Genomic DNA, 26,065 nt, shown 5'->3' on the forward strand with positions numbered 1-26,065 from the left:
CCGCGAACGGGAGTTTCCGGCAAAAACGCACGATCCGGCCGCACGCGCGGCCGACGACGAGGAGCCGCGCCACCCATGAACAAGCCCCTGCGCCGCGTCTCGGTCTTCTGCATCCTGCTGATACTCGCGCTGCTGGCGTGGGTCACCTGGATCCAGGGGGCCAAGGCCTCGACGTTCACCGACGACCCGCACAACCCGCGCGTCGCCATCGCCAAGTACGCCAACCCGCTGGGCAACATCCTCGTCGACGGGCAGCCGGTGACCGGCTCCACCGCCACCGACGGCACCCTGAAGTACCAGCGCACGTACAAGAACGGCCCGCTCTACGCGCCCGTGACCGGCTTCAGCTCGCAGATCTTCGGCAGCAACCAGCTGGAGAGCCTGTACGGGGACCTCCTCGACGGCTCGGACAGCCGGCTGCAGAACCCGGGTGACGTCCTGACCCGCCAGCGCCCCAAGGGCGGCGACGTGGCCACCACCATCGACGCCAAGGTGCAGCAGGCCGGGTACCAGGCGCTCAACGGCAAGACCGGCGCCGCGGTCGCCCTCGACCCGGCCACCGGCAAGATCCTCGGCATGGTCAGCACCCCGTCGTACGACCCGGGCAAGTTCGCCGGGTCCGGCAGCGACGACCAGAAGGCCTGGAAGGAGCTCTCCGGCGACAAGGACCACCCCGAGATCAACCGCGCGCTGCGCCAGCCGCTGCCGCCCGGCTCCACCTTCAAGCTGGTCGTCGCGGCGGCCGCGCTGGAGAACGGCCTCTACTCCTCGGTGGACCAGCCCACCGACAGCCCCGACCCGTACACGCTGCCCGACACCCGTACGGTGCTGAAGAACGAGAGCGCCTCCGCGCCCTGCAAGAACGCCACCATCCGCACCGCGCTCCAGTACTCCTGCAACACCGTCTTCGCGAAGATGGCCGCCGACCTGGGCCAGGACAAGGTCCGCGCGCAGGCGGAGAAGTTCGGCTTCAACGACGGCAAGCTGGACACGCCCGTACGGGCGGGCAAGAGCCTGTACCCGAAGGGCATGGACAAGCCGCAGACCGCGCTGTCCGGCATCGGCCAGTTCGACGACACCGCGACGCCGCTCCAGATGGCCATGGTCGCCTCGGCCATCGCCAACGGCGGCGACCTCCGGACTCCGCAGATGGTGGACAAGCTCACCGACGGCGGCGGCAACACGCTCCAGGAGTACCGGCCGAAGGACTACGGCAAGGCGATCTCGCAGCGCACCGCCGAGCAGCTCCAGTCGTCGATGGAGACCGTCGTCAACGAGGGCACCGGCTCCAACGCCAAGATCGACGGCCTGACGGTCGGCGGCAAGACGGGCACCGCCCAGCACGGCGTGAACAACGAGGGCACCCCGTACGCCTGGTTCGTCTCCTACGCCAAGGACGGCAAGGGCCATCAGGTCGCCGTCGCCGTCATGGTCGAGGACAGTGACGCGGCCCGCAGCGAGATCTCCGGCGGCGGGCTGGCGGCGCCGGTGGCGAAGGCGATGATGAAGGCGGCGTTGTCGTAGCGGCGGGGGCCGCCGGGCGGATTCCCGCGGCGGCCCGGGGCCGCGGGCCCGCGCCGCCGCCACTGTCACAGGCGGCTCGTAGACTGGACCCGTGAGCGACGACCGGCCCCGAAACGACGACCCCGACCCGATCCCCGATCCGGCCGACACCTTCGACGAGATGGTGGAGGCCGAGACCGACCGGGACCCCGACCTCGCGGTGATCGAGGCCGGCAGCCGCACTTTGCGCGCGCAGGCCGGACCGCCCCAGGGGGACGGCATTCCCGCACGCCCCGAAGACCCCGAGGTGGACCGCGCGCTGCGCGAGGTGGAGGCCGAGCTGGCGGGCCGCTGGGGCGAGACGAAGCTCGACCCGTCGGTCCGGCGCATCGAGGCGCTGATGGACGTGCTGGGGTCGCCGCAGCGCGCGTACCCCTCCATCCACATCACCGGCACCAACGGCAAGACCAGCACCGCCCGCATGATCGAGGCCCTGCTGTCCGCCTTCGAGCTGCGTACCGGCCGGTACACCAGCCCGCACGTGCAGTCGGTGACCGAGCGGATCAGCCTGGACGGCGCCCCGATCTCCGCCGAGCGCTTCATCGACACGTACCGCGACATCGCGCCGTACGTGCAGATGGTCGACGAGCGCGAGCAGTACCGCCTGTCCTTCTTCGAAGTGCTCACCGCCATGGCGTACGCGGCCTTCGCGGACGCCCCGGTGGACGTCGCGGTCGTCGAGGTCGGCATGGGCGGCACCTGGGACGCGACGAACGTGATCGACGGCGACGTCGCCGTCGTCACGCCCATCTCGCTGGACCACACCGACCGCCTCGGCGACACCCCCGAGCAGATCGCCGGCGAGAAGTCCGGGATCATCAAGAAGGACGCGACGGTCGTCCTCGCACAGCAGCCGGTGGACGCGGCGTCCGTGATGCTCAAGCGCGCGGTCGAGGTGGACGCCACGGTCGCCCGCGAGGGCATGGAGTTCGGCGTGCTGAGCCGGGAGGTGGCGGTCGGCGGCCAGCTGCTGACGCTGCGCGGCCTCGGCGGCGAGTACGAGGGCATCTTCCTGCCGCTGTACGGCGCCCACCAGGCGCACAACGCCGCGGTGGCGCTGGCCGCCGTGGAGGCGTTCTTCGGCATCGGCTCCGAGCACGCCCGCACGCTGGACATCGACACCATCCGCTCCGCGTTCGCCTCGGTGGCCTCGCCCGGCCGCCTGGAGGTCGTGCGCAGCAGCCCGACCGTGATCCTGGACGCGGCGCACAACCCGGCGGGCGCGCGGGCCGCGGCCGAGGCGGTCGGCGAGGCGTTCGGATTCAGCCGACTCGTCGGGGTGGTCGGCCCCAGCGCCGACAAGGACGTACGCGGTGTCCTCGAAGCCTTCGAGCCGATTTTCGCCGAGGTCGTGGTGACCCGTAACTCCAGCCACCGCGCCATGGACCCGGACGAGCTGGCCGCGATCGCGGTCGAGGTCTTCGGGCCCGAGCGGGTGCAGGTCGAGCCCCGGCTCGACGACGCGCTGGAGGCGGCGATCACCCTCGCGGAGGAGGAGGGCGAGTACGCCGGCGCCGGCGTCCTGGTCACCGGCTCCGTGATCACGGTCGGCGAGGCCCGGCTGCTCCTGGGGAGGAACTGACCATGCGCACGCTGTGTGCGAGCACGCTGATCGGCGAGTTCTTCGTGATCGGCTTCGCCGGTCTGGTCGCCATGCAGACCTCCGGCCACTCCACGGCCACGGTCTGGACGGTCAGCGGCGTCGCCATGCTGCTGTGTGTCCTGCTGTGCGGCGTGCTGACCCGCCCCGGCGGCGTGCAGCTCGGCTGGGTCCTGCAGATCGCCCTGATCGCCAGCGGTTTCGTGGTGGGCACGATGTTCTTCCTCGGCGCGGTCTTCGCCGCGCTGTGGTGGGCGTCGGTGCACTTCGGCCGGAAGATCGACGAGGCGAAGGCCCGCTGGGCGGCGCAGGCCGAGGAGGGGCCGCAGCCGGGCGCGGCGTGAGTACGGCCGCGTAGCCCCGTACGGGCGGGACCGCGTACGGCTGGGTACGGTCCGCGGGACCGCGTACGGCTGGGTACGTCCGCGGGCGCGGGCGGTCCGGCCGGACGGGACGTATGTGCCCGGACCGGACAACTGCCCGCCTCCGCCCCGGACGTCTGTACGAAACCCGGCCCGCGTCACCCGTACGGCCCCGTACCGGCTCCGGTACCGCGTACGGACCAGCGCCGTCACCCATGTAGCCTCAGGTCACCTGCCGACTTCCGTCACCCAAGGAGTCCTTCCCGTGAGCCAGCGCACGCTCGTCCTCCTCAAGCCCGACGCGGTCCGCCGCGGCCTGGTCGGTGAGATTCTCGGCCGTATCGAGCGCAAGGCGGGCTGGACGATCAGCGCGCTGGAACTGCGCACGCTCGACCGCGCGATCCTGGAGCAGCACTACGCCGAGCACGTCGGCCGCGACTTCTACGAGCCGTTGGTGCAGTTCATGTCGTCCGGCCCGGTGGTCAGCCTGGTCGTCGAGGGCGAGCGGGTGATCGAAGGCGTGCGGACGCTGGCCGGCCCCACCGACCCGATCAAGGCGCCGGGCGGTTCCATCCGCGGCGACTTCGGGACCATCACCCGGGAGAACCTGATCCACGCCTCGGACTCCGAGGAGTCCGCGGAGCGCGAGATCAAGATCTTCTTCCCCGGCCTTTCCTGACCTTCCGTCCGTTCGCGCCCCGGTGACCTGGGGCGACCGCGCCGCCGCGGCCGCCCCACGGCAAGCCGGTACCGAACGGGGGAACGCTTCGGTGCGACACGACGTCCCATTGAAGGGGGCGGGTCCGTGTTCCGCCGACAATGGCGAAGGAACCCCGCACTGCGTTCGAGCGGTGGGGACTTCGTGACTACGATGGAGTTTCCGCGCCCCGGCGCACCACCTGCCGACCTCAAGTAAGCATTCGCTCCAGTTGGGAAGGCCAGACGTATCCTCATGGGGAACAACATGTCGTTCATCGGCCGTGACATGGCTGTCGACCTCGGGACCGCCAACACGCTGGTGTACGTCAGGGGTCGCGGGATCGTCCTCAACGAGCCGTCGGTCGTGGCCATCAACACCAACACCGGCGGCATCCTCGCCGTCGGCGCCGAGGCGAAGAAGATGATCGGCCGCACCCCCGGCAACATCGTCGCGGTGCGTCCGCTGAAGGACGGCGTGATCGCCGACTTCGAGATCACCGAGCGGATGCTCCGCTACTTCATCCTCAAGATCCACAAGCGCCGTTACCTCGCCCGCCCGCGCGTCGTCGTCTGTGTCCCCTCCGGCATCACCGGAGTCGAGCGCCGCGCGGTCATCGAGGCGTCCACCCAGGCCGGCGCCCGCCAGGTGCACATCATCGAGGAGCCGATGGCCGCCGCGATCGGCTCCGGCCTGCCGGTCCACGAGGCCACCGGCAACATGGTCGTGGACATCGGCGGCGGCACCACCGAGGTCGCGGTGATCTCGCTCGGCGGCATCGTCACCGCCCAGTCGATCCGGGTGGCCGGCGACGAGCTGGACAACGCGATCATCCAGCACATCAAGAAGGAGTACAGCCTCCTGCTGGGCGAGCGCACCGCCGAGAGCATCAAGATCACCATCGGCTCGGCGTACGACCTGGAGCAGGACGAGCACACCGAGATCCGCGGCCGCGACCTGGTCTCCGGACTTCCCAAGACCGTCGTGATCTCCGCGGCCGAGGTCCGCAAGGCCATCGAGGAACCGGTCAACTCCATCGTCGACGCGGTCAAGACGACGCTCGACAAGTGCCCGCCGGAGCTGTCCGGCGACGTGATGGACCGCGGCATCGTGCTCACCGGCGGCGGCGCCCTGCTGCGCGGCCTCGACGAGCGCCTGCGCCGCGAGACCGGCATGCCGATCCACATCGCCGAGGACCCGCTCGACTCCGTCGCGCTCGGCAGCGGCAAGTGCGTCGAGGAGTTCGAGGCGCTCCAGCAGGTCCTGGACTCCCAGCCCCGCCGCTGAGGAACCCGACATTCCGCCGTACGGGCGGCTGATCGTCCGTACGGCGGATCGTTGATATACAGGCACCACGCCCCAACAGGCGAGCACTGCGTATAAAGGCACAACCGCACTCCCCAGCGCGACCGGCGCGGGCCCGCAGCCGGCCGGTCCTACGAGGAAGGACACGGCCGCCGCACGTGAGGGACACACGAGAGAGCCGGCTGCTACTGGTGCTGCTGGTCGCGATCGCGTTCGCGCTGATCACGGTGGACATCCGCGGCGGCGAACGGTCCCCGCTCGCCGGTGCCCGGCAGGCCGCCGCGGCGGTCTTCGGGCCGGTCGAGAGCGGCATCGCCACGGTCGTCGACCCGGTGGGCAACGCCGTCGGCGCCGTACGGGACTCCGGCGAGCGGCACACCCGCATCAGCGCCCTGGAACGGGAGAACGCCGCCCTCAAGGCGAAGCTGGGCTCCGCCGACCGCAACCGCAACCGCGCCGCCGAGCTGGACAAGATCCTCAAGACCGCCGGCACCGGCCAGTACGGCATCAAGGGCGCCCAGGTCATCGCCATCGGCGCGGCGCAGGGCTTCTCCTGGACCGTCACCATCGATGCCGGCTCCCAGGACGGCATCGCCCGCGACATGACGGTCCTCAACGGCGACGGCCTGGTCGGCCGCGTCACCACCGTCGGCCGCACCACCGCCACCGTGCTGCTCGCCAACGACCCCGACTTCACCGTCGGCACCCGCATGGAGAAGACCAACGAGATCGGGTTCGCCACCGGCCAGGGCGGCGACTCGCTGCGGGTCCAGCTCCTGAACGGCAAGGCCGAGGTGAAGAAGGGCGACCGGCTGGTCACCTTCGGCTCCAGCGCCGACAAGCCCTTCGTGCCCGGCGTCCCGGTCGGACGGGTCGTCAAGGTCGATCCGTCCAACGGCGATCTGACCCGCTCCCTCCAGGTCCGCCCGTTCGTCGGCTTCTCCAAGCTGGACATCGTCGGCGTGGTCGTCCAGCCGCCCCGCGAGGACCCGCGCGACACCGTGCTGCCGCCCAAGCCCGCCAAGCCCAAGCCGACGCCGACGGTCACCGTCACGGCCACCCCCACCGCGAGCGCCTCCCCCAGGAGCTGACCGATGCGCATCAAGAGGATCCTGCTCTCGGCCGCGCTGGTCGTCGTGGCCCTGCTGGTCCAGGTCAGCGTGCTGGCACGGCTCCAGCTGCCCGGCGCCGTACCGGACCTGCTGCTCCTGGTCGTCCTCGGCCTCGCACTGGTCTACGGGCACGTCCCCGGCGCCCTGATCGGCTTCGGCGCCGGTCTGCTCGCCGACCTGGCGCCGCCCTCCGACCACGCCATCGGCCGCTACGCCCTGGTGCTGTGCGTCATCGGGTACGTGGCCGGGCTGACCAAGCCGGACAGCGGCCAGCACCGTTCGGCGACCATGCCGCTGGTGGTCGTGATCGGCGCGGCCCTCGGCTCGACCCTGCTGTACGCGGGTGTCGGCTCGCTCGTCGGCGACTCCGCCGCCGCTCGCGTGGGCCTGGGCTGGCTGCTGTTCACCGCCACGCTCTACGACCTGCTGCTCGCCCCGTTCGCCGTACCGGTGGTCATGGCGCTGGCCCGCCGTACCGAACACGACCCGCTGGCCACCGACGCGGCCGGCGGGCCGGGCGGCTCCGGCAAGGGCCGCAAGAGCGCCTACGGCTGGCTCGGTTCCGGCACCGGCCTCAAGGCCAGCCGCTCGATGCGCACCAACCTTCCGTCCAAGCCGACCCGCATCGGCGGCCAGCGCGGCGGACTGCTCGGCAGATCGTCCCGTGGCAAGACAGGACGCATCAAGGGGGTCAAACGACTGTGACCAACATCCCGGAGACCGGCCGCAGCTCACGCGTCACGATCCGGCTGGTCGCCATCCAGATCCTGGTCTTCTCCCTGCTGCTGACCCTCGGCGGCCGGCTGTGGTACCTCCAGATCCGCAACGGCCGGGAGTACGCCGACGAGGCCCGCAACAACCACGTCCAGCAGGTCGTCGAACCCGCCACCCGCGGCTCCATCCTCGACGCCCGCGGCATCCCGCTCGCCGACAACCAGACGCGCCTGGTCGTCTCCGCCAGCCGCACCGAACTGCTGAAGATGAAGGACGACGGCAAGGCCGTGCTCGGCCGCCTCGCCAAGGTCCTGGGCATGACGGAGCAGGAGATCCGCAACAAGGTCCGGCTGTGCGACGCCAAGACCCCGCAGCCCTGCTGGAACGGCTCGCCCTTCCAGCCCATCCCGATCACCGACGAGGCCACCACCCAGCAGGCCCTCCAGATCCGCGAGCGCTCCGAGGACTTCCCCGGCATCTCCGCCGAGCCCACCGCCGTACGCCGCTACGCCGCCCCGGGAAAGGCCCAGACCGCCCAGGTCCTCGGCTATCTCTCGCCGGTCACCGACGAGGAGATCCAGAAGGCCAAGAACACCCGCTCGCCGCTGCTGCGCTCCGACCAGATCGGCCGCTCCGGGCTGGAGCGCACCTACGACAGCCAGCTGCGCGGCAAGGCCGGGGTGACGCGCTACGAGGTCGACAACCTCGGCCGGGTCATCGGCAAGGCGAAGAGCGACAAGGCGGTCCCCGGTTCCAACGTCATCACGAGCATAGACGCCCGCGTCCAGGCCATAGCGGAACGGGAACTGGAGCAGGCGATGAAAGACGCCCGCAAGGAGCACGACAAGAACACCGGCACCAACTACAAGGCCGACGCGGGCGCCGTGGTCGTCATGGAGAACAAGACCGGCCGGGTCGTCTCCATGGCCTCCAACCCGTCCTACGACCCCAACGCCTGGGTCGGCGGCATCTCCGGCAAGGACTACGCGAAGCTGACCGGCAAGGACTCCAACTACCCGCTGCTGAACCGGGCGATCCAGGGCCAGTCGGCGCCCGGATCGATCTTCAAGGTCATCTCCACCTCGGCCGCGGTCGCCGCCGGGTACGACTTCGACGGCACCTACCCCTGCACCGCCTCGTTCAGCATCGGCGGCCAGGTCTTCAAGAACTTCGAGTCCAAGGGCTACGGGCCGATCAACCTCGGCCGGGCCCTGGAGGTGTCCTGCGACACCGTCTTCTACAGCCTCGCCTACCAGCAGTGGCAGAAGGACGGCGGCAACAAGCCGAAGAACCCGAAGGACTGGTTCTACAAAATGGCGCACCAGTTCGGCCTCGGCAAGGAGACCGGCATCGACCTGCCCAACGAGGTCACCGGCCGGGTCCCGGACCGCGAGTGGAAGAAGCGGTACTGGGAGGCCAACAAGGACAGCTGGTGCAAGCAGGGCAAGTCCGGCGACGACTATGTCTCGAAGATCGCCCGGGAGAACTGCGAGTCCGGCATGAAGATGCGCGCCGGTGACTCCGTCAACTACTCCATCGGGCAGGGCGACACCCAGGTCACCCCGATACAGATGGCGACGATCTACGCGGCGATCGCCAACGGCGGCACGCTGTACAACCCGACCGTGGGCAAGGCGATCGTCAGCCCCGACGGCAGGCACATCGAGAACATCGCGCCCAAGTCGCACGGGAAGCTGCCGGTGAGCGCCAAGACCCTGTCGCAGATCGACGGGGCGCTGGCCGGCGTCGCCACCCGCGGCACCGCCGCCTGGCGCTTCCAGGGCTGGCCGCAGGACAAGATCCCGATGCACGCCAAGACCGGTACGGCCGAGGTCTACGGCAAGCAGACGACGGGCTGGTTCGCCACGTACACCAAGGACTACACGATCGTCATGACCATCTCCCAGGGCGGCACCGGCTCGGGCTCCGCCGGTCCCGCCGTGCGCAAGATCTACAACGCGCTGTACGGGGTGGACGACAAGGGCAAGATCGACGAGTCGAAGGCGCTGCTGCCCAAGCCGCAGACCGGACTGCCCAAGATCCTCGGTGACGGCACGATCCAGGCGCAGCCCATCACGCCCGTCGCCGCCACACCGACGCCCGCCGCGGCCGGGAGGCGGGGCCGGTGACCAGCTCCCACACCGCGAACGGCTTCACCGTCCGCCGCTACAGCCCCGACCGCGGCGCCTGGGGCAAACTGACGGCACGCGACTCGGTCGTACGCCGGCTGGACTGGGTCATGCTGCTGTGCAGCCTGGCACTGTCCCTGATCGGCGCGGTGCTGGTGTTCTCCGCGACCCGCAACCGCACCGAACTCACCCACGGCGACGAGTACGGCTACCTGCTGCGCCACCTGCTGAACACCGGCATCGGGCTGGCCCTGGCGGCGGGCGCGATCTGGCTCGGGCACCGCACGCTGCGCGGCGCGGTGCCGATCCTCTACGGCCTCTCGCTGGTGCTGGCGCTGCTCGTCCTCACGCCCCTGGGCGCCACGATCAACGGCTCCCGCTCCTGGCTGGCCATCCCCGGCGGCCTCTCCCTCCAGCCCGCCGAGTTCGCCAAGATCACGATCACGCTGGGAATGGCGCTGATCCTCGCGGGCCGGGTCGACGCGGGCGACCGCCCGCACCCCGACCACCGCACCGTCGTCCAGGCCCTCGGCCTGGCCGCCGTGCCGGTCGCCATCATCATGCTGATGCCGGACCTCGGCTCGGTGATGGTCCTCGGCGCGATCATCCTCGGTGTGCTGCTCGCCTCCGGCGCCTCCAACCGGTGGATCCTCGGACTGCTGGGCGCCGGTGTCATCGGCTGTGTGGCCATCTGGCAGCTGGGCCTGCTGGACGACTACCAGATCGCCCGGTTCGCCGCCTTCGCCAACCCGAGCCTGGACCCCGCGGGCGTCGGCTACAACACCAATCAGGCGCGCATCGCCATCGGCGGCGGCGGACTGACCGGCTCCGGCCTCTTCCAGGGCAGCCAGACCACCGGCCAGTTCGTGCCGGAGCAGCAGACCGACTTCATCTTCACCGTCGCCGGCGAGGAACTGGGCTTCCTCGGCGCGGGCCTGATCATCGTGCTGCTGGGCGTCGTCCTGTGGCGCGCCTGCCGCATCGCCCGCGAGGCCAGCGAGCTGTACAGCACGATCGTGGCGGCGGGCTTCATCGCCTGGTTCTCGTTCCAGTCGTTCGAGAACATCGGCATGACGCTGGGCATCATGCCCGTCACCGGCCTGCCGCTGCCGTTCGTCTCCTACGGCGGCACGTCCATGTTCGCGGTCTGGATCGCCATAGGGCTGCTCCAGTCCATTCACGTACAGCGGCCGGTGTCGGCCTGACGAGCCGGCGGTTTCCGCCCGGCGGGTGTACGCCACCGGGCCGTGGGAGCGTACGTCAGCGGCCGGACGCGGCGCTGTAGGAGCTGTACGCGACCAGGAGGGCGACCACGGAGGCGCTGGTCACCGTGGCCAGCACCACCCACAGCGCGACGCGTGCCTTCCGCGGCCGCGGGCGGGCCTGCCGCGCGGGCCGTGCGTACCCCGGGGCGCGGGACGCCGCCGGCTCGGCGCTCATCGCGATGTCGGCCAGCAGCCGGCGGCAGGCGGCGGCCAGTTCGCCCGTGCCGCTGTCCAGCCGCATCACGGTCTCCGCCCGCGCGGGCGCGCTCGTGCCGCCGTCCAGGATGCGGCCCGCCCGTATGAGTACCTCCCCACGGGTGCCGGTGGCGGACAGACTGATCCACCGCTCGACGTGCTCGCCCCGTATGACCACACCGCCCGTGCGGTCCCGGTAGACCGTGTGCTGCTGCCACAGAACGGCCGCCAACTGCCGTGCGGTGTCCGCCAGATGCGCGAGCATCGTCCCCCCTGCTGGATGTGCGCGAACCGAGGAGGGAACTGTACCGGGAGGGGGTGACAGCCGCGGACGGGGGCTGTGGATCATGGCCGTGCCCCGGCCCGGGGAGCGCCCGCCCCCGCGGGTCGGGGCGGGCGCTCCGGTCGGGTTACGGCGACTGCTGCAGCCGCAGCAGCGAGGACACCAGCTGGTCGACCTCCTCGGGGGTGTTGTAGAGGGCCAGGGAGGCGCGTACGGCACTGTCCAGGCCGTAATGGGCCAGGGCGGGCTGGGCGCAGTGGTGACCGGAGCGGACCGCGATGCCCTCCAGGTCCAGGAACTGCGCCACGGCCGTCGAGTCGTGGCCCGCGAGCGTGAACGCCAGCACCGCGATGCGGTCCGGGGCGTCCCCCAGGATCTCCAGGCCCGGCACCATGGCCAGCGCCTGCCGCGCGTACGCCAGCAGATCGGCCTCGTACTCGGCGACGGCCTCGTGGTCGAAGGACGACAGCCAGTCGAGCGCGGCCAGCAGCCCGACCACGCCCGAGATGTGGCCCGTACCGGCCTCGAAGCGGTGCGGCGCGGGCGCGAACGTCGTGCGGTCGAAGGAAACGGACTCGATCATGTTCCCGCCGCCCTGCCACGGCACCATGGCCGCCAGCAGCTCGGGCTTGGCGTACAGCGCGCCGATGCCCGTGGGCGCGAACAGCTTGTGGCCGGAGAAGGCGTAGAAGTCGGCGTCCATGGCCTGTACGTCGACCGGGAAGTGGGCCACCGCCTGGGCGCCGTCCACCAGCACCTTGGCCCCGTAGCGGTGGGCGAGCGCCGTCATCTCCGCCACCGGGGGAACGGTCCCCAGCACATTGGAGGCATGGCTGACGGCCACCAGCCGGGTACGGGAGGACAGCAGGTCGGCGTAGGCGAACTGGTCGATCTGCCCGTCCGGCAGCAGCGGCACCGGCACCACCCGGGCATGCGTCTCGGCGGCCAGCTGCTGCCACGGGACGATGTCGGAGTGGTGCTCCAGCACGGGGACGAGAATGTCGTCGCCCGGACCGATGTTGGCCCGGCCCCACGTCTCGGCGACCAGGTTGATCGCCTCGGTGGTGCCGCGGACGAAGACGATCTCCTCGGGGGACGGGGCGCCCAGGAAGTCCGCGACGGCGGCCCGGCCCGCCTCGTACAGGGCGGTGGCGTCGCGGGCCATGGTGTGGGCGCCGCGATGGATGTTGGAGTTGGCCGAACCGTAGAAGGCCGCCACCGCCTCGATCACCTGGCGCGGCTTCTGGGTGGTGGCCCCGTTGTCGAGCCACACGAGCGGCCGGCCGTTCACCAGCCGGTGCAGGATCGGGACGTCACGCCGGGCCATCTCGGGGGAGAACGCGCCGCGTTGGGTGCCGGGGAGGTGTTGGGTGGTTGTCGGGGTGGGGGTGGAGGCGGAGGTGGGTGTTGGGATTGTTGTTGGGGTGGTTGTTGGGGTGGTGGGCGTGGTTGATGTGGGCGCGGTGGTAGGGGTTTGGACTGGGGCGGTCGGTACCGCGCTCAGTCCCGGGACCGTCTCCGTGCCCGGGACTGCTTCCATGCCTGGTACCGCGCTCATGCCCTGGGCAGTCCCCATGCCCGGGACAGTCCCCATGCCCGGAACCGTTCCCATGCCCAGCACGGCGCTCGTGCCCGGTACGGCGCCCGTATCCGGTACCGCGCCCGTATCCGGTACCGCGCTCGGAACCGATTGCATGCCCGGCAGGCCCGCCATGGCCGCGGCCGGGACGACGGTCGCCCCCGCGCCCGGAGCCGCGCCCGTGCCCGGGGCGGGTGCCGTGCTCGTGGCCGTGTCCGTACGGACGGCCGTGGTGGTGCCGGTGGCAGGGGCCGCTGCCGCATCCGCCGCGCCGGTCTTCGCCTCCCTGCCCAGGAGCGCGCTCAGCGGTGCCGCGAGCCCCGTGAACTCAGGAGTAGTCATGGTACTTGGACACCTCGACGTTCTGGAGGACGGCGAGGGCGTCCTCCACCAGGACGGCCGTGTTGAAGTACGCCGTGACCAGGTACGACGTGATCGCCTTCTGGTCGACGCCCATGTTCCGTACGGACAGGCCCGGTTCCACCTCGTCCGGTACGGAGGCCGGGCGCAGGCCCACCACGCCCTGCTCCGCCTCGCCCACCCGCATCAGCAGGATCTCGGTCGTGCCCGCGCCGTTGATGTTCACCTTGTCGGACGGCAGCAGCGGCACGCCGCGCCAGGTCAGCAGCGGACTGCCGAACCGCGTGTCGGTCACCGGGGGCACACCCCGGCGGGTACATTCCCGGCCGAACGCGGCGATCGCCCGCGGGTGCGCGACGAAGTACCCGGGCTGCTTCCACACCTTGGCCAGCATCTCGTCCAGGTCGTCCGGCGTCGGCGCGCCGGTGCGCGTCTGCACCCGCATGCCCGGCGCGACCTGGTTGAACAGCCCGAAGTCCGGGTGGTTGAGCATCATCGACTCCTGGCGCTCGCGCAGCGCGTGCACGGTCAGGTTGCTCTGCGCCCGGGTCTGGTCGATCGGCTGGTTGTACAGGTCGGCGACGCGGGTGTGCACGCGCAGCACGGTCTGCGCGAGGCTCATGTGGTACTCGCGCGGCGCGTCCTCGTACTCCACGTACGTGCCCGGCAGGTCCGGTTCGCCGACGTGACCGGCGGCCAGGTCGACCGGCGCCTCGGCGCCCGGCGTCGGCATCTCGCCGGCGCAGTAGGACTCCAGCGTGGTGCGCAGCGACTCGTCGCGGTCGGCCAGTTCCGCCAGCTTCGCGCGGCTGACGCACAGCGCGACACCGGGAGTCAGCGCCCGCACCTGGTACGGCTGCGACTCGCCCTTGGCCCAGGCCTTCAGGTCGAAGAACTGGCCGTCCCCGACGACCTCCAGTAACGCGTCCTCGCCGTACCGCCCGGTCACGCGCTTCTCGGCGCGGCCGCGTACGAGCACCCACAGGCGGTCGGCGTTGTCGCCCTCGGAGCACAGCGTCTGCCCGGCGTCGAAGGTGACCTCGTCGCACGTCTCGGCCAGCTCGCGCAGCTGCCCCTCGTCGGCCTGCCGCAGGAACGGCAGTTCCCGCAGGTCCTCGGGGACGATGCGGTGGCTGTCGCCCTCGGAGAAGGTGCTGATCCGGTCGTCGCCCAGGATGAAGGTACGGCGCCGGTTGACGCGGTAGACGCCGGACTCGACATCCACCCAGGGCAGGGCGCGCAGCAGATAGCGCGGGGTGATGCCGCGCATCTGCGGCGTGGTCTTGGTGGTGGTGGCGAGTTGCCGTGCCGCGTCGGGACCGAGGCTCAAACGGCCATTTGTGGTCATCACGACCTCCTCGTGAAAGGGCGCGCGGGCATGCGGCGGCCCTCACGGCCGCCGCGGTCCGCACGGTATGGAGGGGACCGATCGTCCGAGCGGCATCTGCCGACGGCAAGACGGCGTATTTCCGCAACAGGCCGGAAAGGAGCTATCCGGCATTCGCAGGTGTTCGTGCAGGGATGAACTGTTTTCGACGCGTGTGCCGTGTGGCCAGGACGGAATCCGTCCGCCGGACCGAACGGCGCCGCGCGAACGTCCGGTCGGGGACTGCCTCGCCGCCCCACACGCGGCTAGATTCGATCCATGGCGGACACCGTGCGGGAAATCGAGCGGAAGTACGAAGCCGACGACAGCGCCGAACTGCCCGACCTGACCGGCGTCGCCGGGGTCGCGGCCCTCGCGGACCAGGGCACCGTCGTCCTGTCCGCCACCTACTACGACACCCCTGACCAGCGGCTCGCGGCTGACGGCATCACGCTGCGGCGGCGCACCGGCGGCGGCGACGCGGGCTGGCACCTGAAACTCCCGGTGGCCCCCGGCGTACGGGATGAGGTGCGGATGCCCCTCGCCGAGCGGCTGCCCGGCAAGCTCGCCGCCCTCGTGCGCTCACGGGTGCGCGGCGCGCCCCTGGCCCCGGTCGCGCACCTGCGGACCCGGCGCACGCTGTGGGTGCTGGAGACCGCGGGCGGCGAGCCGCTCGCGGAGGTGGCGGTGGACGACGTGGTGGCGCACCGCCTGGGCGACGGGGCCGGTCCGTACGGGACGGGTGAAGCGACGTGCGCGCCAGACGCGGCGGACGAGCTTCAGCGCGATGGGCGCGATGGGCGCGATAGGGATGGTGGGGACGATAGGGGTGATGGGGGCGATAAGGGCGAGTCGGGGCGGCGGCCGGCGCGGCCGGACCGGGTGACCACCGGGGTCCGCTGGCGCGAGATCGAGGTGGAGCTGGTGGGGGACGGCGACATCGGGCTCCTGGACGCGGTGGGCGAGGCCTTCGCGGCCGTGGGAATCCGCCCGGCCGGTTCGGCGTCCAAGCTGGCCCGCGCGCTGGCCGGGACGGCGGGAAGCAGCGGAAGCGGCGAAAGCGGTGGAAGCAGCGGAAGCGGCGGAAGCGGCAAGGCGAAGGCCAAGGCGGCCGACAAGTCCCGCGAAAAGGCCCGGACCACCACCCCCCGCACCGCCGGTGACGCCGTCCTCGCGTACGTCCGGGAGCAGGTGCGCACCCTCGTCGAACTGGACCCGGCCGTCCGCCGCGACCTGCCCGACTCGGTGCACCAGATGCGCGTCGCCACCCGCCGCCTGCGCAGCGCCTTCCGCTCGTACGGCACGGTGCTGGACCGGTCCGTGACCGACCCGATCGGCGACGAACTCAAGTGGCTGGCAGGGCGGTTGGGCGTGGACCGGGACCGGGAGGTGCTGGCGGAGCGGCTGCGTGCCGGGCTGGCGGGCCTGCCGCGCGAGCTGCGGCTCGGGCCGGTGGCCGCGCGGCTGCGCCTGTGGTCGCAGCGCCGCCGCCTCGGCTCGCGGCGGACCCTGCTCGCGGTCCTGGACGGCGCGCGGCACCTGGCGCTGCTGGAGCGCCTGCACGCGCTCCTGGCGGACCCGCCGCTGCGCCCGGCCGCGGCCCGCCCGCCGGCGCGCCCCATGGGCGAGGCCGTGCTCAAGGAGTACCGGCGGCTCGCCGGGCGGGTGGCGGCCGCGATGGCGGCGCCGGCCGGCCCGGAGCGCGACGAGGCGCTGCACAGCGCCCGCAAGGCGGCCAAGCGCGTGCGGTACGCGGCGGAGGCGGCCGGGCCGGCGCTGGGCGGCCCGGCGGAGAAGTTCGCCGGGCGCATGAAGCGGGTGCAGCAGCTGCTCGGCGACCACCAGGACAGCGTGCTGGCCCGGGAAGCGCTGCGCGATCTCGCCGTACAGGCGCACGGCGCGGGCGAGGGCGGGTTCAGCTTCGGGCTGCTGTACGGGCGGGAGGAAGCGGCGGCGGCCGCCCGTGAGCGCGAGCTGCCCGAGGTGTGGCGGAAGGCGTCGAGGCCGGGGTTGCGCAGGAAGCTGGGCGGCTGACGGCCGTGCGGGACGCCCGTCGGCAACGTCCGGGGCCCGCAGACCGGCGGCCCCCGCCCGTGACCCACCGCACCCGCCCCGTGACCGCCCGCCCACCCTGATGCCCTCACGGGGGCCGCCACCGATGCACGACCGATGCGGCCCGTCAACGGGACCTCGTTCCCGGGGTACGCTGGATGGTCACCCCTGCCAGCTCATGAAAGACGCCGCGATGCCTGTCGAGACGGTCTTCCCGCGCCTGGAAGCGCTTCTCCCGCATGTCCAGAAGCCCATCCAGTACGTCGGTGGAGAGCTCAACTCCACCGTCAAAGACTGGGATGCCTGCGATGTCCGCTGGGCGCTGATGTACCCGGACGCCTACGAGGTCGGGCTGCCCAACCAGGGCGTCATGATCCTCTACGAGGTCCTCAACGAGCGCGAGGGCATCCTGGCCGAGCGCACCTACAGCGTGTGGCCGGACCTCGAAGCCCTGATGCGCGAGCACGGCGTGCCGCAGTTCACCGTCGACGCGCACCGCCCGGTGAGCGCCTTCGACGTACTCGGCGTCTCCTTCTCCACCGAGCTGGGCTACACCAACCTGCTCACCGCCCTGGACCTCTCGGGCATCCCGATCGAGGCCAAGGATCGGACGGACGAGCACCCGCTGATCCTCGCGGGCGGCCACGCGGCCTTCAACCCGGAGCCGATCGCCGACTTCCTGGACTGCGCGGTCGTCGGCGACGGCGAGCAGGCCGTCCTGGAGATCAGCGACATCATCCGCGCCTGGAAGGCCGAGGGCCGCCCGGGCGGGCGCGACGAGCTGCTGTTCCGCCTGGCGAAGACCGGCAGCGTGTACGTCCCCAAGTTCTACGACGTGGAGTACCTGCCCGACGGGCGCATCTCGCGCGTCGTGCCCAACCGCTCCGGCGTCCCGTGGCGGGTGTCCAAGCACACCGTCATGGACCTGGACGAGTGGCCCTACCCCAAGCAGCCCCTCGTCCCGCTGGCCGAGACCGTCCACGAACGGATGTCGGTCGAGATCTTCCGTGGCTGCACCCGCGGCTGCCGTTTCTGCCAGGCCGGCATGATCACGCGCCCCGTGCGGGAGCGAAGCATCACCGGCATCGGCGAGATGGTGGACAAGGGCCTGAAGGCCACGGGATTCGAGGAGGTCGGCCTGCTGTCGCTGTCCTCCGCGGACCACACCGAGATCGGCGACATCGCCAAGGGCCTCGCCGACCGGTACGAGGAAGACAAGATCGGCCTGTCGCTGCCGTCGACCCGCGTCGACGCCTTCAACGTCGATCTTGCCAACGAGCTGACGCGCAACGGCCGACGCTCGGGACTGACCTTCGCGCCCGAGGGCGGCAGCGAGCGGATGCGCAAGGTCATCAACAAGATGGTCTCGGAAGAGGACCTGATCCGTACCGTCGCCACCGCCTACGGCAACGGCTGGCGGCAGGTGAAGCTGTACTTCATGTGCGGCCTGCCCACCGAGACCGACGAGGACGTGCTCCAGATCGGCGACATGGCGGTCAACGTGATCGCCAAGGGCCGCGAGGTCGCCAAGTCCAACGACATCCGCTGCACCGTCTCCATCGGCGGCTTCGTCCCCAAGCCGCACACCCCCTTCCAGTGGGCGCCCCAGCTCTCCGCCGAGGAGACCGACGCGCGCCTGGAGAAGCTGCGCGACAAGATCCGCGGCGACAAGAAGTACGGCCGCTCCATCGGCTTCCGCTACCACGACGGCAAGCCCGGCATCGTCGAGGGCCTGCTCTCCCGCGGCGACCGCCGCGTCGGCGCCGTCATCCGCGCCGTCTACGAGGACGGCGGCCGCTTCGACGGCTGGCGCGAGCACTTCTCGTACGACCGCTGGATGCTCGCCGCCGAGAAGACCCTGCCCGAGTACGGCGTCGACGTCGCCTGGTACACCACCCGCGAGCGCACCTACGAGGAGGTCCTCCCCTGGGACCACCTCGACTCCGGCCTGGACAAGGACTGGCTCTGGGAGGACTGGCAGGACGCCCTCGACGAGACCGAGGTCGAGGACTGCCGGTGGACGCCTTGCTTCGACTGCGGGGTGTGTCCGCAGCTCGACCTCGACATCCAGATCGGCCCGACCGGCAAGAAGCTGCTGCCGCTGACCGTCGTCAAGTAAGCGTTCCAGGTTCGTGCCCCGGCCCGGCCCCGCGTGATGCGGAGCCGGGCCGCGGCATGCGTACGTCAGTGCCCATACCGGGCGCGAGGGGGAGAAAACCGCATGGAGCCCACAGCCGGGCCGTCGCTGTCCAAGGAGTGTGCAGGGGACCGGGCGCCGGTGCGGGAACGGGTGCCCGGGGGGTATGCGCCGGGGGAGGGGTGTCTGACGCGGCTGGTTCGGGTGCCGGTGCGTGTTGTGGTGCTGGTGGTCGTGGTGCCGGTGCGGATGGTGTGGGACGTGCTGGTCGCCGGTGCGCGGGCGCTGGACCGGGGGCTGCTGCGGCCGGTCGGGCGTGGTTTCGCCTGGTTGGGGCGGGTGCTGGTCGTTGTGCCGTCGACCTGGGTGTACCGGTGGGTGCTGACTCCGGTCGGGCACGGGATCGCCTGGGTGGTGTGGGCCTTCGGCGCCGCGCTCGCCTGGGTGGGCAAAGCGGTCTTCTACTGGCCTTGGGCCGCGCTGTGGCGGTACGTGCTGGTGCCCGTCGGCACGGCTGTCGGCGTGGCCGTGGCCTGGCTGGTCCACCAGTTGGTCGTGGTGCCGGCGCTCTGGGGCTACCGCCGGGTGCTTACGCCTGTCGGGCACGCTGTGCGGTGGGTGTTCCGGGGGCTGGGCGCGGGGCTCGCCTGGCTCGTGCTGCGCCTGGTCGTGCTCCCCGCCCGGTGGTGCTACCGGCACGTGTTGACGCCGGTCGGGCACGGCATCGTCCGGGTGGTCCGCGGCATCGGGGCCGCCGTCGCCGCACTCGTACGGTGGACGCTCGTCGTCCCGGCCGTCGCGGTGTGGCGGTACGTCCTCGCCCCGGCGGGCCGGGCGGTCGGCGCCGCCGCGGCCGTCGTGGCGCGCGAGACCGGCGCCGCGTTCGGACACGCCTGGCGGGTGGCCGGGTACGTCTCCCGGGCCGTCGGCCGCTTCCTCGGCACACTCCTGCGGTGGATCTTCGTCGAGCCGTTCCGGTGGGTCCACCGCGCGGTCCTCACCCCGGTCGGCCACGCCGTACGGGACGTGCTGTGGCGCCCGGTGCGCGCCGCCGCGCGGGAGGCGGGCCGGTCCGTACGCCGTGCGCTGGGCGCCGCCCGGCAGTCCGTACGGCAGACCCGCGCCGAGGTCCGGCGGGCCCTGTTCGGGAGCCCGAAGCGGCCGGAGCCGGCCGCGGTGCCAGAGCCCCGGCGGGAACAGGCGGTACCGGCGGCACGTACTCTAGGTAAGACGTCCGGGCGCGACGTGTCCCCGTCCACACGGGGGCCCGGACTGGGCGACGCTGGATAGGCGTCATCCGGGACCGTCCCCGCTCCCGCGGGGGTGACGTCCAGTAGCGCCCTCACACCAAGGAGAAGTAACACTGGGCAAGCGACAGCCCGAAGGCCCGCCGCCCGCACCGGCGGTGCAGCGCATCCGACTGCGCTACACCAAGCGCGGCCGCCTCCGGTTCACCAGCCACCGCGACTTCCAGCGCGCTTTCGAGCGGGCGCTGCGCCGCGCCGAGGTCCCCATGGCGTATTCGGCGGGCTTCACCCCGCACCCGAAGGTGTCGTACGCCAACGCCGCGCCGACCGGTACCGGCAGCGAGGCCGAGTACCTGGAGATCCAGCTCGCCGAGCGCCGCGACCCGGACACGCTCCGCACCCTGCTGGACGAGTCGCTGCCGGCGGGCCTGGACATCACCGACGCGGTGGAGGCCCGTACGTCCGGGCTCGCCGACCGGCTCCAGGCGTCGGTGTGGGAGCTGCGCCTCGACGGCGTCACGCCCGCCGACGCGGCGCACGCCGTCGAGGCCTTCCTCGCCGCCGAGGAAGTGCAGGTCGAACGCCGTACGAAGAACGGCATGCGGACCTTCGACGCGCGGGCCGCGGTGGCCCGCCTCGAAGCCGCGGCGCCCGAGGGCGATAGGCCGGGTGGCGATGCCTGTGCGATACTGCGGCTGGTTGTTCGGCATGCGACACCTGCCGTACGACCCGACGACGTCCTGTCCGGCCTCCGAGCTACGGCCGACCTGGCGCCGCCGGTCCCCGCTGCGGTGACCAGGCTGGCGCAGGGGCTGCTCGATGAGGAGACCGGCGCGGTGACCGACCCGCTCGCGCCCGACCGCGACGCTGCCGAGGCCGGCACATCAACGGCCGCCGGCTGAGTGCCGCGAGGCGCCGGACGGTCCTGTAGCAGGACCGCCGTCGTCGCGTCGCCGATCAACCAGGGAGACTCCCCGGTCCGGCAGACGCACTGACCAGCAGACTTTCGCCGGTCCCGCCCTACGGGCCCGGCGAGCGAGACGACAGCTCCCGTGCGGCGCCCGCGCCCCGGAGGGCGGCACCGCGCACATCACGCGGGCCGCGTCCGGAACCAGGCGCGGCGCCCGGGAGCGTGACGGGAGAACCGCCCGCATGCTCGAACCCATTGAGCCCAACGAATCCAGCGGTCCTACGGAGCAGCTTTCCGAGGGCAGCACCCCCAGCGACACGCTGCCGCCGCGCCGCCGGCGCCGCGCCGCCTCCCGGCCGGCCGGCCCGCCCACGGCGGCGAGCACGCCCGCCGAGGCCCCGGTGACCGCGGAGAGCACCACGGTCGCGAGTCCAGCGCAGGACGACACGAGCACCGCCTCGACGGTCGTCTCCGGCGACGACGCCAAGCCCGCCCGTACGCGCCGCCGGGCCACCCGTAAGGCCACCGCTCCGGCGGGATCCCCCCAGGTGGGCGAGGCCGTGGAGAGCGCGCCCGAGGCGCCGGCCGCGCAGCCGGAGCAGCCCGCGGCGGAGGACGAGGCGCCGCGCGCCCGGCCCCGTCGCCGCGCCACCCGCCGCGCCTCCGCGCCGGCCGGTCCGCCCGCGGCCGAGGCCGCCGAGGCCACTGCCGCGCCGCAGGCCGCGGAGTCCGCCGCGCCGCAGGCCGACGAGGACACCGCGCCCGCCGCCGAGCAGCAGGCCGCCGAGGACAGCAAGCCCGCTCGTACGCGCCGCCGTGCGACCCGTAAGGCCACCGCCCCGGCCGGTTCGCCGCAGAGCAGCGCCGAGTCGCAGAGCGCCGAGCCCCTGAGCGCGGACGCCGAGGCGCAGGCCGAGGACGAGGAAGAGGCCGAGGAGACCGCCGAGGCCCCCGCCGCCGCGCCCGCCGAGGCCCCGGCCGCCGAGGACAGCAAGCCCGCCCGTACGCGGCGCCGCGCGACCCGTAAGGCCACCGCCCCCGCGGGCTCCCCGCAGCCGGCCGAGGCCGTGGAGAGCGCCCCGGCCGCCGCCGAGCCCGCTGCGGCGGAGACCCCGGCCGCCGAGCAGGCCGCCGCGCCCGCCGAGGCGCCCCGCCGCCGTTCGCGCCGCCGTGCCGAGCGGGCGTCCGAGGCGCCGGCCGCGCAGCAGGAGCAGCCCGCCGCCGAGGCGCCGCGTGCCGAGGCCGAGGCCGCGCCGGAGCAGCCCGCGCGCGGCAGCCGCCGCCGTGAGCGGCGCGCGCCGACGGCCGTGTTCCAGGCGCCGGTCTTCACCGAGCCGATGTTCCAGACCCCGGAGACCGCCGCTGCCGCCGCCGCGGCCGCCGCCGAGCAGGTCGAGTCCGCCGCCGAGGAGGAGGAGCAGCCCGCGGCCGGCAGCCGACGCCGTCGCCGCCGGGGCGGTGCCGCCGCCGAGGCCGAGCAGCAGGCCGTCGAGCAGGCGCCCGTCCAGGACACCCGGGACATCGACGGGGCCGAGGCCGAGGACGACACCGACGACGAGCAGGCCGAGGCCGGGCAGGGCGACGAGGAGTCGGGCGACCGCCCCTCCCGCCGTCGTCGTCGCGGTGGCCGCCGCCGTCGCCGTGGCGAGGCCGCCGACGGTGACGGCGAGCAGGCCGACGAGGGCCGGCAGGCCGACGCCGGGCAGGCCGCCGCGGAGGAGGAGCCGGCCGAGCAGGCCGAGCCCGCCGCCGAGGAGGACGAGCAGCCGGCCGCCGGGTCCAGCAGCAGCCGCCGTCGCCGTCGCCGCCGCCGTCGCAGCGGTGACCTCGGTGAGGCGGAGACCACGCACGGCGACGACCCGGAGCGTACGGTCGTCAAGGTCCGCGAGCCGCGCAAGAAGGACGAGCCGTCCGACGAGGTCCAGTCCATCAAGGGCTCGACGCGTCTGGAGGCCAAGAAGCAGCGCCGCCGCGAGGGCCGTGAGCAGGGCCGCCGCCGGGTGCCGATCATCACCGAGGCGGAGTTCCTGGCGCGCCGCGAGGCCGTCGAGCGCGTGATGGTGGTCCGCCAGAGCGGCGAGCGCACCCAGATCGGCGTCCTTGAGGACAACGTGCTCGTGGAGCACTACGTCAACAAGGAGCAGTCGACGTCGTACGTCGGCAACGTCTACCTCGGCAAGGTGCAGAACGTCCTGCCGTCGATGGAGGCCGCCTTCGTCGACATCGGCAAGGGCCGCAACGCCGTGCTGTACGCGGGCGAGGTCAACTTCGAGGCGCTCGGCATGGCCAACGGGCCGCGCCGCATCGAGACCGCGCTGAAGTCCGGCCAGTCCGTGCTGGTGCAGGTCACCAAGGACCCGATCGGCCACAAGGGCGCCCGGCTGACCAGCCAGGTCTCGCTGCCCGGCCGCTACCTGGTCTACGTGCCCGAGGGCTCGATGACCGGCATCAGCCGCAAGCTGCCGGACACCGAGCGGGCGCGTCTGAAGCAGATCCTGAAGAAGATCGTCCCCGAGGACGCGGGCGTCATCGTCCGTACCGCCGCGGAGGGCGCCAGCGAGGACGAGCTGCGCCGCGACGTGGAGCGCCTCCAGGCGCAGTGGGAGGACATCCAGAAGAAGGCCAAGGCGGGCTCCACCAGCTCGCCGAGCCTGCTGTACGGCGAGCCCGACATGACCGTCCGGGTCGTCCGCGACATCTTCAACGAGGACTTCTCCAAGGTCATCGTCAGCGGTGACGACGCCTGGCAGACCATCCACGGCTACGTCGAGCACGTCGCCCCGGACCTGGTCGACCGCCTGCAGAAGTGGACCTCGGACGTCGACGTCTTCGCGACGTACCGCATCGACGAGCAGCTGATGAAGGCGCTGGACCGCAAGGTCTGGCTGCCCTCCGGCGGCTCGCTGGTGATCGACAAGACCGAGGCCATGGTCGTCATCGACGTGAACACCGGAAAGTTCACCGGTCAGGGCGGCAACCTCGAAGAGACCGTGACCAGGAACAACCTGGAGGCGGCCGAGGAGATCGTGCGCCAGCTGCGGCTGCGCGACCTGGGCGGCATCGTCGTCATCGACTTCATCGACATGGTGCTGGAGTCCAACCGGGACCTGGTGCTGCGGCGGATGCTGGAGTGCCTGGGCCGCGACCGTACGAAGCACCAGGTCGCCGAGGTCACCTCGCTGGGCCTGGTGCAGATGACCCGCAAGCGGGTCGGCCAGGGCCTGCTGGAGTCCTTCTCCGAGCCGTGTGTGCACTGCAACGGCCGCGGCGTCATCGTCCACATGGACCAGCCGTCCTCGGCCGGTGGCGGCGGTGGCGGCAAGCGCAAGAAGAAGGGCAAGTCGGGCGCGTCCGGCCAGGACCACCAGCACCACGACCACCAGCACCAGGACGAGCAGCCCGAGGCGGAGACCGCGCGGGCCGACGAGCACCCGGAGCTGGAGCCGGTCGCGGTGACCGAGGCGGAGCTGAGCCCCGCGGTGGACGGTGCCGACGAGTGGTTCGGCAGCCCGGCCGAGGCCGAGGCGGCGGCCGGTGTCCGCGGCCGGGGCCGCCGTCGCGCGAGCCGCAAGGTGACCGCTCCGGCGGGCGCGCCCAAGGCGTCCGAGGCGGCCGCGATCGTGGTGGAGACCGAGCCCGCCCCGGCCCCGGCCCCCGAGCCGGAGCCCGTCGCGGAGGCGCCCGCCGCGGAGCCCGCGCCGGCCAGGCCGCGCCGCCGGGCCACCCGTAAGGCGTCCGCTCCGGCGGGCCCGCCGAAGTCCGCCGAGACCGCCGAGGACGCGGTGCAGGTCGCCGAGGCGAGCGCCCCGGCGGCCGAGGCCGCGCCCGAGCCGGTCGCGGAGCCGGTGGCCGAGCCGGTCGCCGAGGCTGCCGCCGACAGCGCCGTACGTACGGACGAGGCCGTGAGCCCGGACGTGGCGGCGCCCGCCGAGGAGGCCCCTGAGGAGGCCGCCGAGGAGGCGCCCGCCAAGAAGACCGCGGCGAAGAAGACGGCCGCCAAGAAGGCCCCCGCCAAGAAGACGGCGGCCAAGAAGGCGACCACGGCCAAGAAGGCGGCGGCGAAGAAGACCACCACCGCCAAGACCACCACCGCCAAGGCCACCACCGCCAAGACCGCCACGGCCAAGGCCACCACCGCCAAGAAGGCCACGGCGAAGAAGGCCGCCACCAAGAAGACGGCCGCGAAGAAGACCACGACGAAGAAGGCGGCGGCCAAGAAGACCGCTGCCGCCGAGCAGGCCCCGGCCGCGTCGGTGTCGGCTTCGGCTTCGGCGGAGGACTGAGCAGGACCGGCCCCGGGCCGTACGCGCCCGGGGCCGGTTTGACCCCCCGGTCGGGGTTCCGTAACCTTGACCGTCGGCGTCTGTAGTACGCCGAACCCCTGAGCACACACCTCCCGGCTCGCCGGGGGAGGCCGCTCGTCCGATCCGGATTCCACGGGATCGTCACGAACCCGTGAGAGCGGCTGGCATCAGTGGGCCCGTATCGAGTGAGAGAGAGTTCCGCGTGTACGCCATCGTGCGCACCGGCGCCCGCCAGCAGAAGGTTGCTGTCGGCGACGTCATCGAAGTTGACCGCATCTCCGACAGCAAGGCGGGCGACACCGTCGAGCTCTCGACGCTGCTCGTCGTGGACGGCGAGTCGGTCACCAGCGACCCGTGGGTGCTGGCCGGCGTGAAGGTCCAGGCCGAGGTCGTGGACCACCACAAGGGCGACAAGATCCGCATCCAGAAGTACAAGAACAAGACCGGTTACAAGAAGCGGATCGGCCACCGCCAGCTGCACACCGCGCTGAAGATTACCGGCATCGACGCTCCGGCGAAGTAAGGGACTGAGGAGACATGGCACACAAGAAGGGCGCATCGTCCACTCGGAACGGTCGCGACTCCAATGCTCAGCGGCTCGGCGTGAAGCGCTTCGGCGGTCAGACCGTCCTCGCCGGTGAGATCCTGGTCCGCCAGCGCGGCACCCACTTCCACCCGGGCACGGGCGTCGGCCGCGGCGGCGACGACACCCTGTTCGCCCTGGCCGAGGGTGCGGTGCAGTTCGGCACCCACCGTGGCCGCAAGGTCGTGAACATCGTCCCGATCGCCGAGTGACCCACCACTTCGGCATCGGGCGATAGCTCAGCAGCACCACTCCGAGGGCGGACCGCCTTACCCCGCAGCAGCGCGGGAAGGCCGGTCCGC

General features: G+C 72.2%; 19 protein-coding genes. 16 read left to right on the forward strand and 3 right to left on the reverse strand.

What is annotated here, in order from left to right:
• Positions 1 to 75: 75 nt before the first annotated feature.
• The 9 genes from CP973_RS07975 to rodA all read left to right on the forward strand — a co-directional run bounded on the left by CP973_RS07975 (position 76) and on the right by rodA (position 10,687).
• Complete coding sequence (locus CP973_RS07975; protein ID WP_150238825.1) at positions 76 to 1,524, forward strand: peptidoglycan D,D-transpeptidase FtsI family protein; 1,449 nt, start codon at positions 76 to 78, stop codon at positions 1,522 to 1,524.
• A 160-nt stretch (positions 1,525 to 1,684) separates the two neighbouring features.
• Positions 1,685 to 3,145, forward strand: coding sequence for a bifunctional tetrahydrofolate synthase/dihydrofolate synthase (gene folC / locus CP973_RS07980; RefSeq protein WP_244409778.1), 1,461 nt, complete (start codon positions 1,685 to 1,687; stop codon positions 3,143 to 3,145).
• Between the two features lie 2 nt (positions 3,146 to 3,147).
• Positions 3,148 to 3,507 carry a DUF4233 domain-containing protein gene (locus CP973_RS07985; protein ID WP_150238829.1) on the forward strand — a complete coding sequence of 120 codons (360 nt, stop codon included), beginning with the start codon at positions 3,148 to 3,150 and terminating at the stop codon, positions 3,505 to 3,507.
• Between the two features lie 283 nt (positions 3,508 to 3,790).
• Positions 3,791 to 4,204: a nucleoside-diphosphate kinase gene (gene ndk / locus CP973_RS07990; protein ID WP_003985181.1), complete on the forward strand. Its 414-nt coding sequence runs from the start codon at positions 3,791 to 3,793 to the stop codon at positions 4,202 to 4,204.
• 285 nt (positions 4,205 to 4,489) lie between these two features.
• A complete protein-coding gene (locus CP973_RS07995) occupies positions 4,490 to 5,509 on the forward strand; it encodes a rod shape-determining protein (RefSeq protein WP_003985182.1) in 1,020 nt (339 codons plus the stop codon).
• Between the two features lie 176 nt (positions 5,510 to 5,685).
• Entirely contained in the window at positions 5,686 to 6,618 is a 933-nt protein-coding gene (gene mreC, locus CP973_RS08000; protein WP_150238831.1) for a rod shape-determining protein MreC, read from the forward strand.
• A 3-nt stretch (positions 6,619 to 6,621) separates the two neighbouring features.
• Entirely contained in the window at positions 6,622 to 7,344 is a 723-nt protein-coding gene (mreD, locus tag CP973_RS08005; RefSeq protein WP_150238833.1) for a rod shape-determining protein MreD, read from the forward strand.
• Positions 7,341 to 9,482, forward strand: coding sequence for a penicillin-binding protein 2 (gene mrdA, locus CP973_RS08010; RefSeq protein WP_150238835.1), 2,142 nt, complete (start codon positions 7,341 to 7,343; stop codon positions 9,480 to 9,482). Before mreD ends, mrdA begins: the two co-directional genes overlap by 4 nt.
• Complete coding sequence (gene rodA / locus CP973_RS08015; protein ID WP_150238837.1) at positions 9,479 to 10,687, forward strand: rod shape-determining protein RodA; 1,209 nt, start codon at positions 9,479 to 9,481, stop codon at positions 10,685 to 10,687. The genes mrdA and rodA overlap by 4 nt, the downstream gene beginning before the upstream one ends.
• Before the next feature lie 55 nt (positions 10,688 to 10,742).
• On the opposite strand, the gene CP973_RS08020 is transcribed toward rodA, so the two are convergent.
• From CP973_RS08020 to CP973_RS08030, 3 genes are all read right to left on the reverse strand, one after another.
• Positions 10,743 to 11,207 (reverse strand): hypothetical protein, encoded by a 465-nt coding sequence (locus tag CP973_RS08020; protein ID WP_150238839.1) that lies wholly within the window; start codon positions 11,205 to 11,207, stop codon positions 10,743 to 10,745.
• A 145-nt stretch (positions 11,208 to 11,352) separates the two neighbouring features.
• The gene (locus CP973_RS08025) at positions 11,353 to 13,146 is read right to left on the reverse strand and encodes a SufS family cysteine desulfurase (RefSeq protein ID WP_150238841.1); all 1,794 of its coding nucleotides are present in this window, start codon (positions 13,144 to 13,146) and stop codon (positions 11,353 to 11,355) included.
• Entirely contained in the window at positions 13,133 to 14,512 is a 1,380-nt protein-coding gene (locus CP973_RS08030) for a family 2B encapsulin nanocompartment shell protein (protein WP_150238843.1), read from the reverse strand. Before CP973_RS08030 ends, CP973_RS08025 begins: the two co-directional genes overlap by 14 nt.
• Positions 14,513 to 14,809: 297 nt before the next feature.
• Here CP973_RS08030 and CP973_RS08035 point away from each other — a divergent pair, with 297 nt between their 5' ends.
• The 7 genes from CP973_RS08035 to rpmA all read left to right on the forward strand — a co-directional run bounded on the left by CP973_RS08035 (position 14,810) and on the right by rpmA (position 25,975).
• Positions 14,810 to 16,564: a CYTH and CHAD domain-containing protein gene (locus CP973_RS08035; RefSeq protein ID WP_150238845.1), complete on the forward strand. Its 1,755-nt coding sequence runs from the start codon at positions 14,810 to 14,812 to the stop codon at positions 16,562 to 16,564.
• Between the two features lie 211 nt (positions 16,565 to 16,775).
• A complete protein-coding gene (locus CP973_RS08040; protein WP_150238847.1) occupies positions 16,776 to 18,701 on the forward strand; it encodes a TIGR03960 family B12-binding radical SAM protein in 1,926 nt (641 codons plus the stop codon).
• A gap of 222 nt (positions 18,702 to 18,923) precedes the next feature.
• On the forward strand, positions 18,924 to 20,009 hold the full coding sequence (locus tag CP973_RS08045) for a hypothetical protein (RefSeq protein WP_341874800.1): 1,086 nt from the start codon (positions 18,924 to 18,926) through the stop codon (positions 20,007 to 20,009).
• Between the two features lie 115 nt (positions 20,010 to 20,124).
• Entirely contained in the window at positions 20,125 to 20,868 is a 744-nt protein-coding gene (locus CP973_RS08050; protein WP_150238849.1) for a TIGR03936 family radical SAM-associated protein, read from the forward strand.
• 250 nt (positions 20,869 to 21,118) lie between these two features.
• A complete protein-coding gene (locus tag CP973_RS08055) occupies positions 21,119 to 25,159 on the forward strand; it encodes an Rne/Rng family ribonuclease (protein ID WP_150238850.1) in 4,041 nt (1,346 codons plus the stop codon).
• Positions 25,160 to 25,382: 223 nt separating this feature from the next.
• Complete coding sequence (gene rplU, locus CP973_RS08060) at positions 25,383 to 25,703, forward strand: 50S ribosomal protein L21 (RefSeq protein WP_150238852.1); 321 nt, start codon at positions 25,383 to 25,385, stop codon at positions 25,701 to 25,703.
• 14 nt (positions 25,704 to 25,717) lie between these two features.
• Positions 25,718 to 25,975: a 50S ribosomal protein L27 gene (rpmA, locus tag CP973_RS08065; protein WP_150238854.1), complete on the forward strand. Its 258-nt coding sequence runs from the start codon at positions 25,718 to 25,720 to the stop codon at positions 25,973 to 25,975.
• Positions 25,976 to 26,065: the final 90 nt, after the last annotated feature.

The sequence above is a fragment of the Streptomyces albofaciens JCM 4342 genome (assembly GCF_008634025.1).
GTDB lineage: Bacteria > Actinomycetota > Actinomycetes > Streptomycetales > Streptomycetaceae > Streptomyces > Streptomyces albofaciens.

Coding starts and splice junctions, on each gene's coding strand:
- rpmA (WP_150238854.1), top strand. CDS start 25,718: ATGGCACACAAGAAGGGCGCATCGTCCACTCGGAACGGTCGCGACTCC.
- CP973_RS08020 (WP_150238839.1), bottom strand. CDS start 11,207: ATGCTCGCGCATCTGGCGGACACCGCACGGCAGTTGGCGGCCGTTCTG.
- folC (WP_244409778.1), top strand. CDS start 1,685: ATGGTGGAGGCCGAGACCGACCGGGACCCCGACCTCGCGGTGATCGAG.
- CP973_RS07985 (WP_150238829.1), top strand. CDS start 3,148: ATGCGCACGCTGTGTGCGAGCACGCTGATCGGCGAGTTCTTCGTGATC.
- CP973_RS07975 (WP_150238825.1), top strand. CDS start 76: ATGAACAAGCCCCTGCGCCGCGTCTCGGTCTTCTGCATCCTGCTGATA.
- CP973_RS08030 (WP_150238843.1), bottom strand. CDS start 14,512: ATGACCACAAATGGCCGTTTGAGCCTCGGTCCCGACGCGGCACGGCAA.
- CP973_RS08055 (WP_150238850.1), top strand. CDS start 21,119: ATGCTCGAACCCATTGAGCCCAACGAATCCAGCGGTCCTACGGAGCAG.
- CP973_RS08035 (WP_150238845.1), top strand. CDS start 14,810: ATGGCGGACACCGTGCGGGAAATCGAGCGGAAGTACGAAGCCGACGAC.
- CP973_RS08025 (WP_150238841.1), bottom strand. CDS start 13,146: ATGACTACTCCTGAGTTCACGGGGCTCGCGGCACCGCTGAGCGCGCTC.
- CP973_RS08040 (WP_150238847.1), top strand. CDS start 16,776: ATGCCTGTCGAGACGGTCTTCCCGCGCCTGGAAGCGCTTCTCCCGCAT.
- mreD (WP_150238833.1), top strand. CDS start 6,622: ATGCGCATCAAGAGGATCCTGCTCTCGGCCGCGCTGGTCGTCGTGGCC.
- CP973_RS07995 (WP_003985182.1), top strand. CDS start 4,490: ATGTCGTTCATCGGCCGTGACATGGCTGTCGACCTCGGGACCGCCAAC.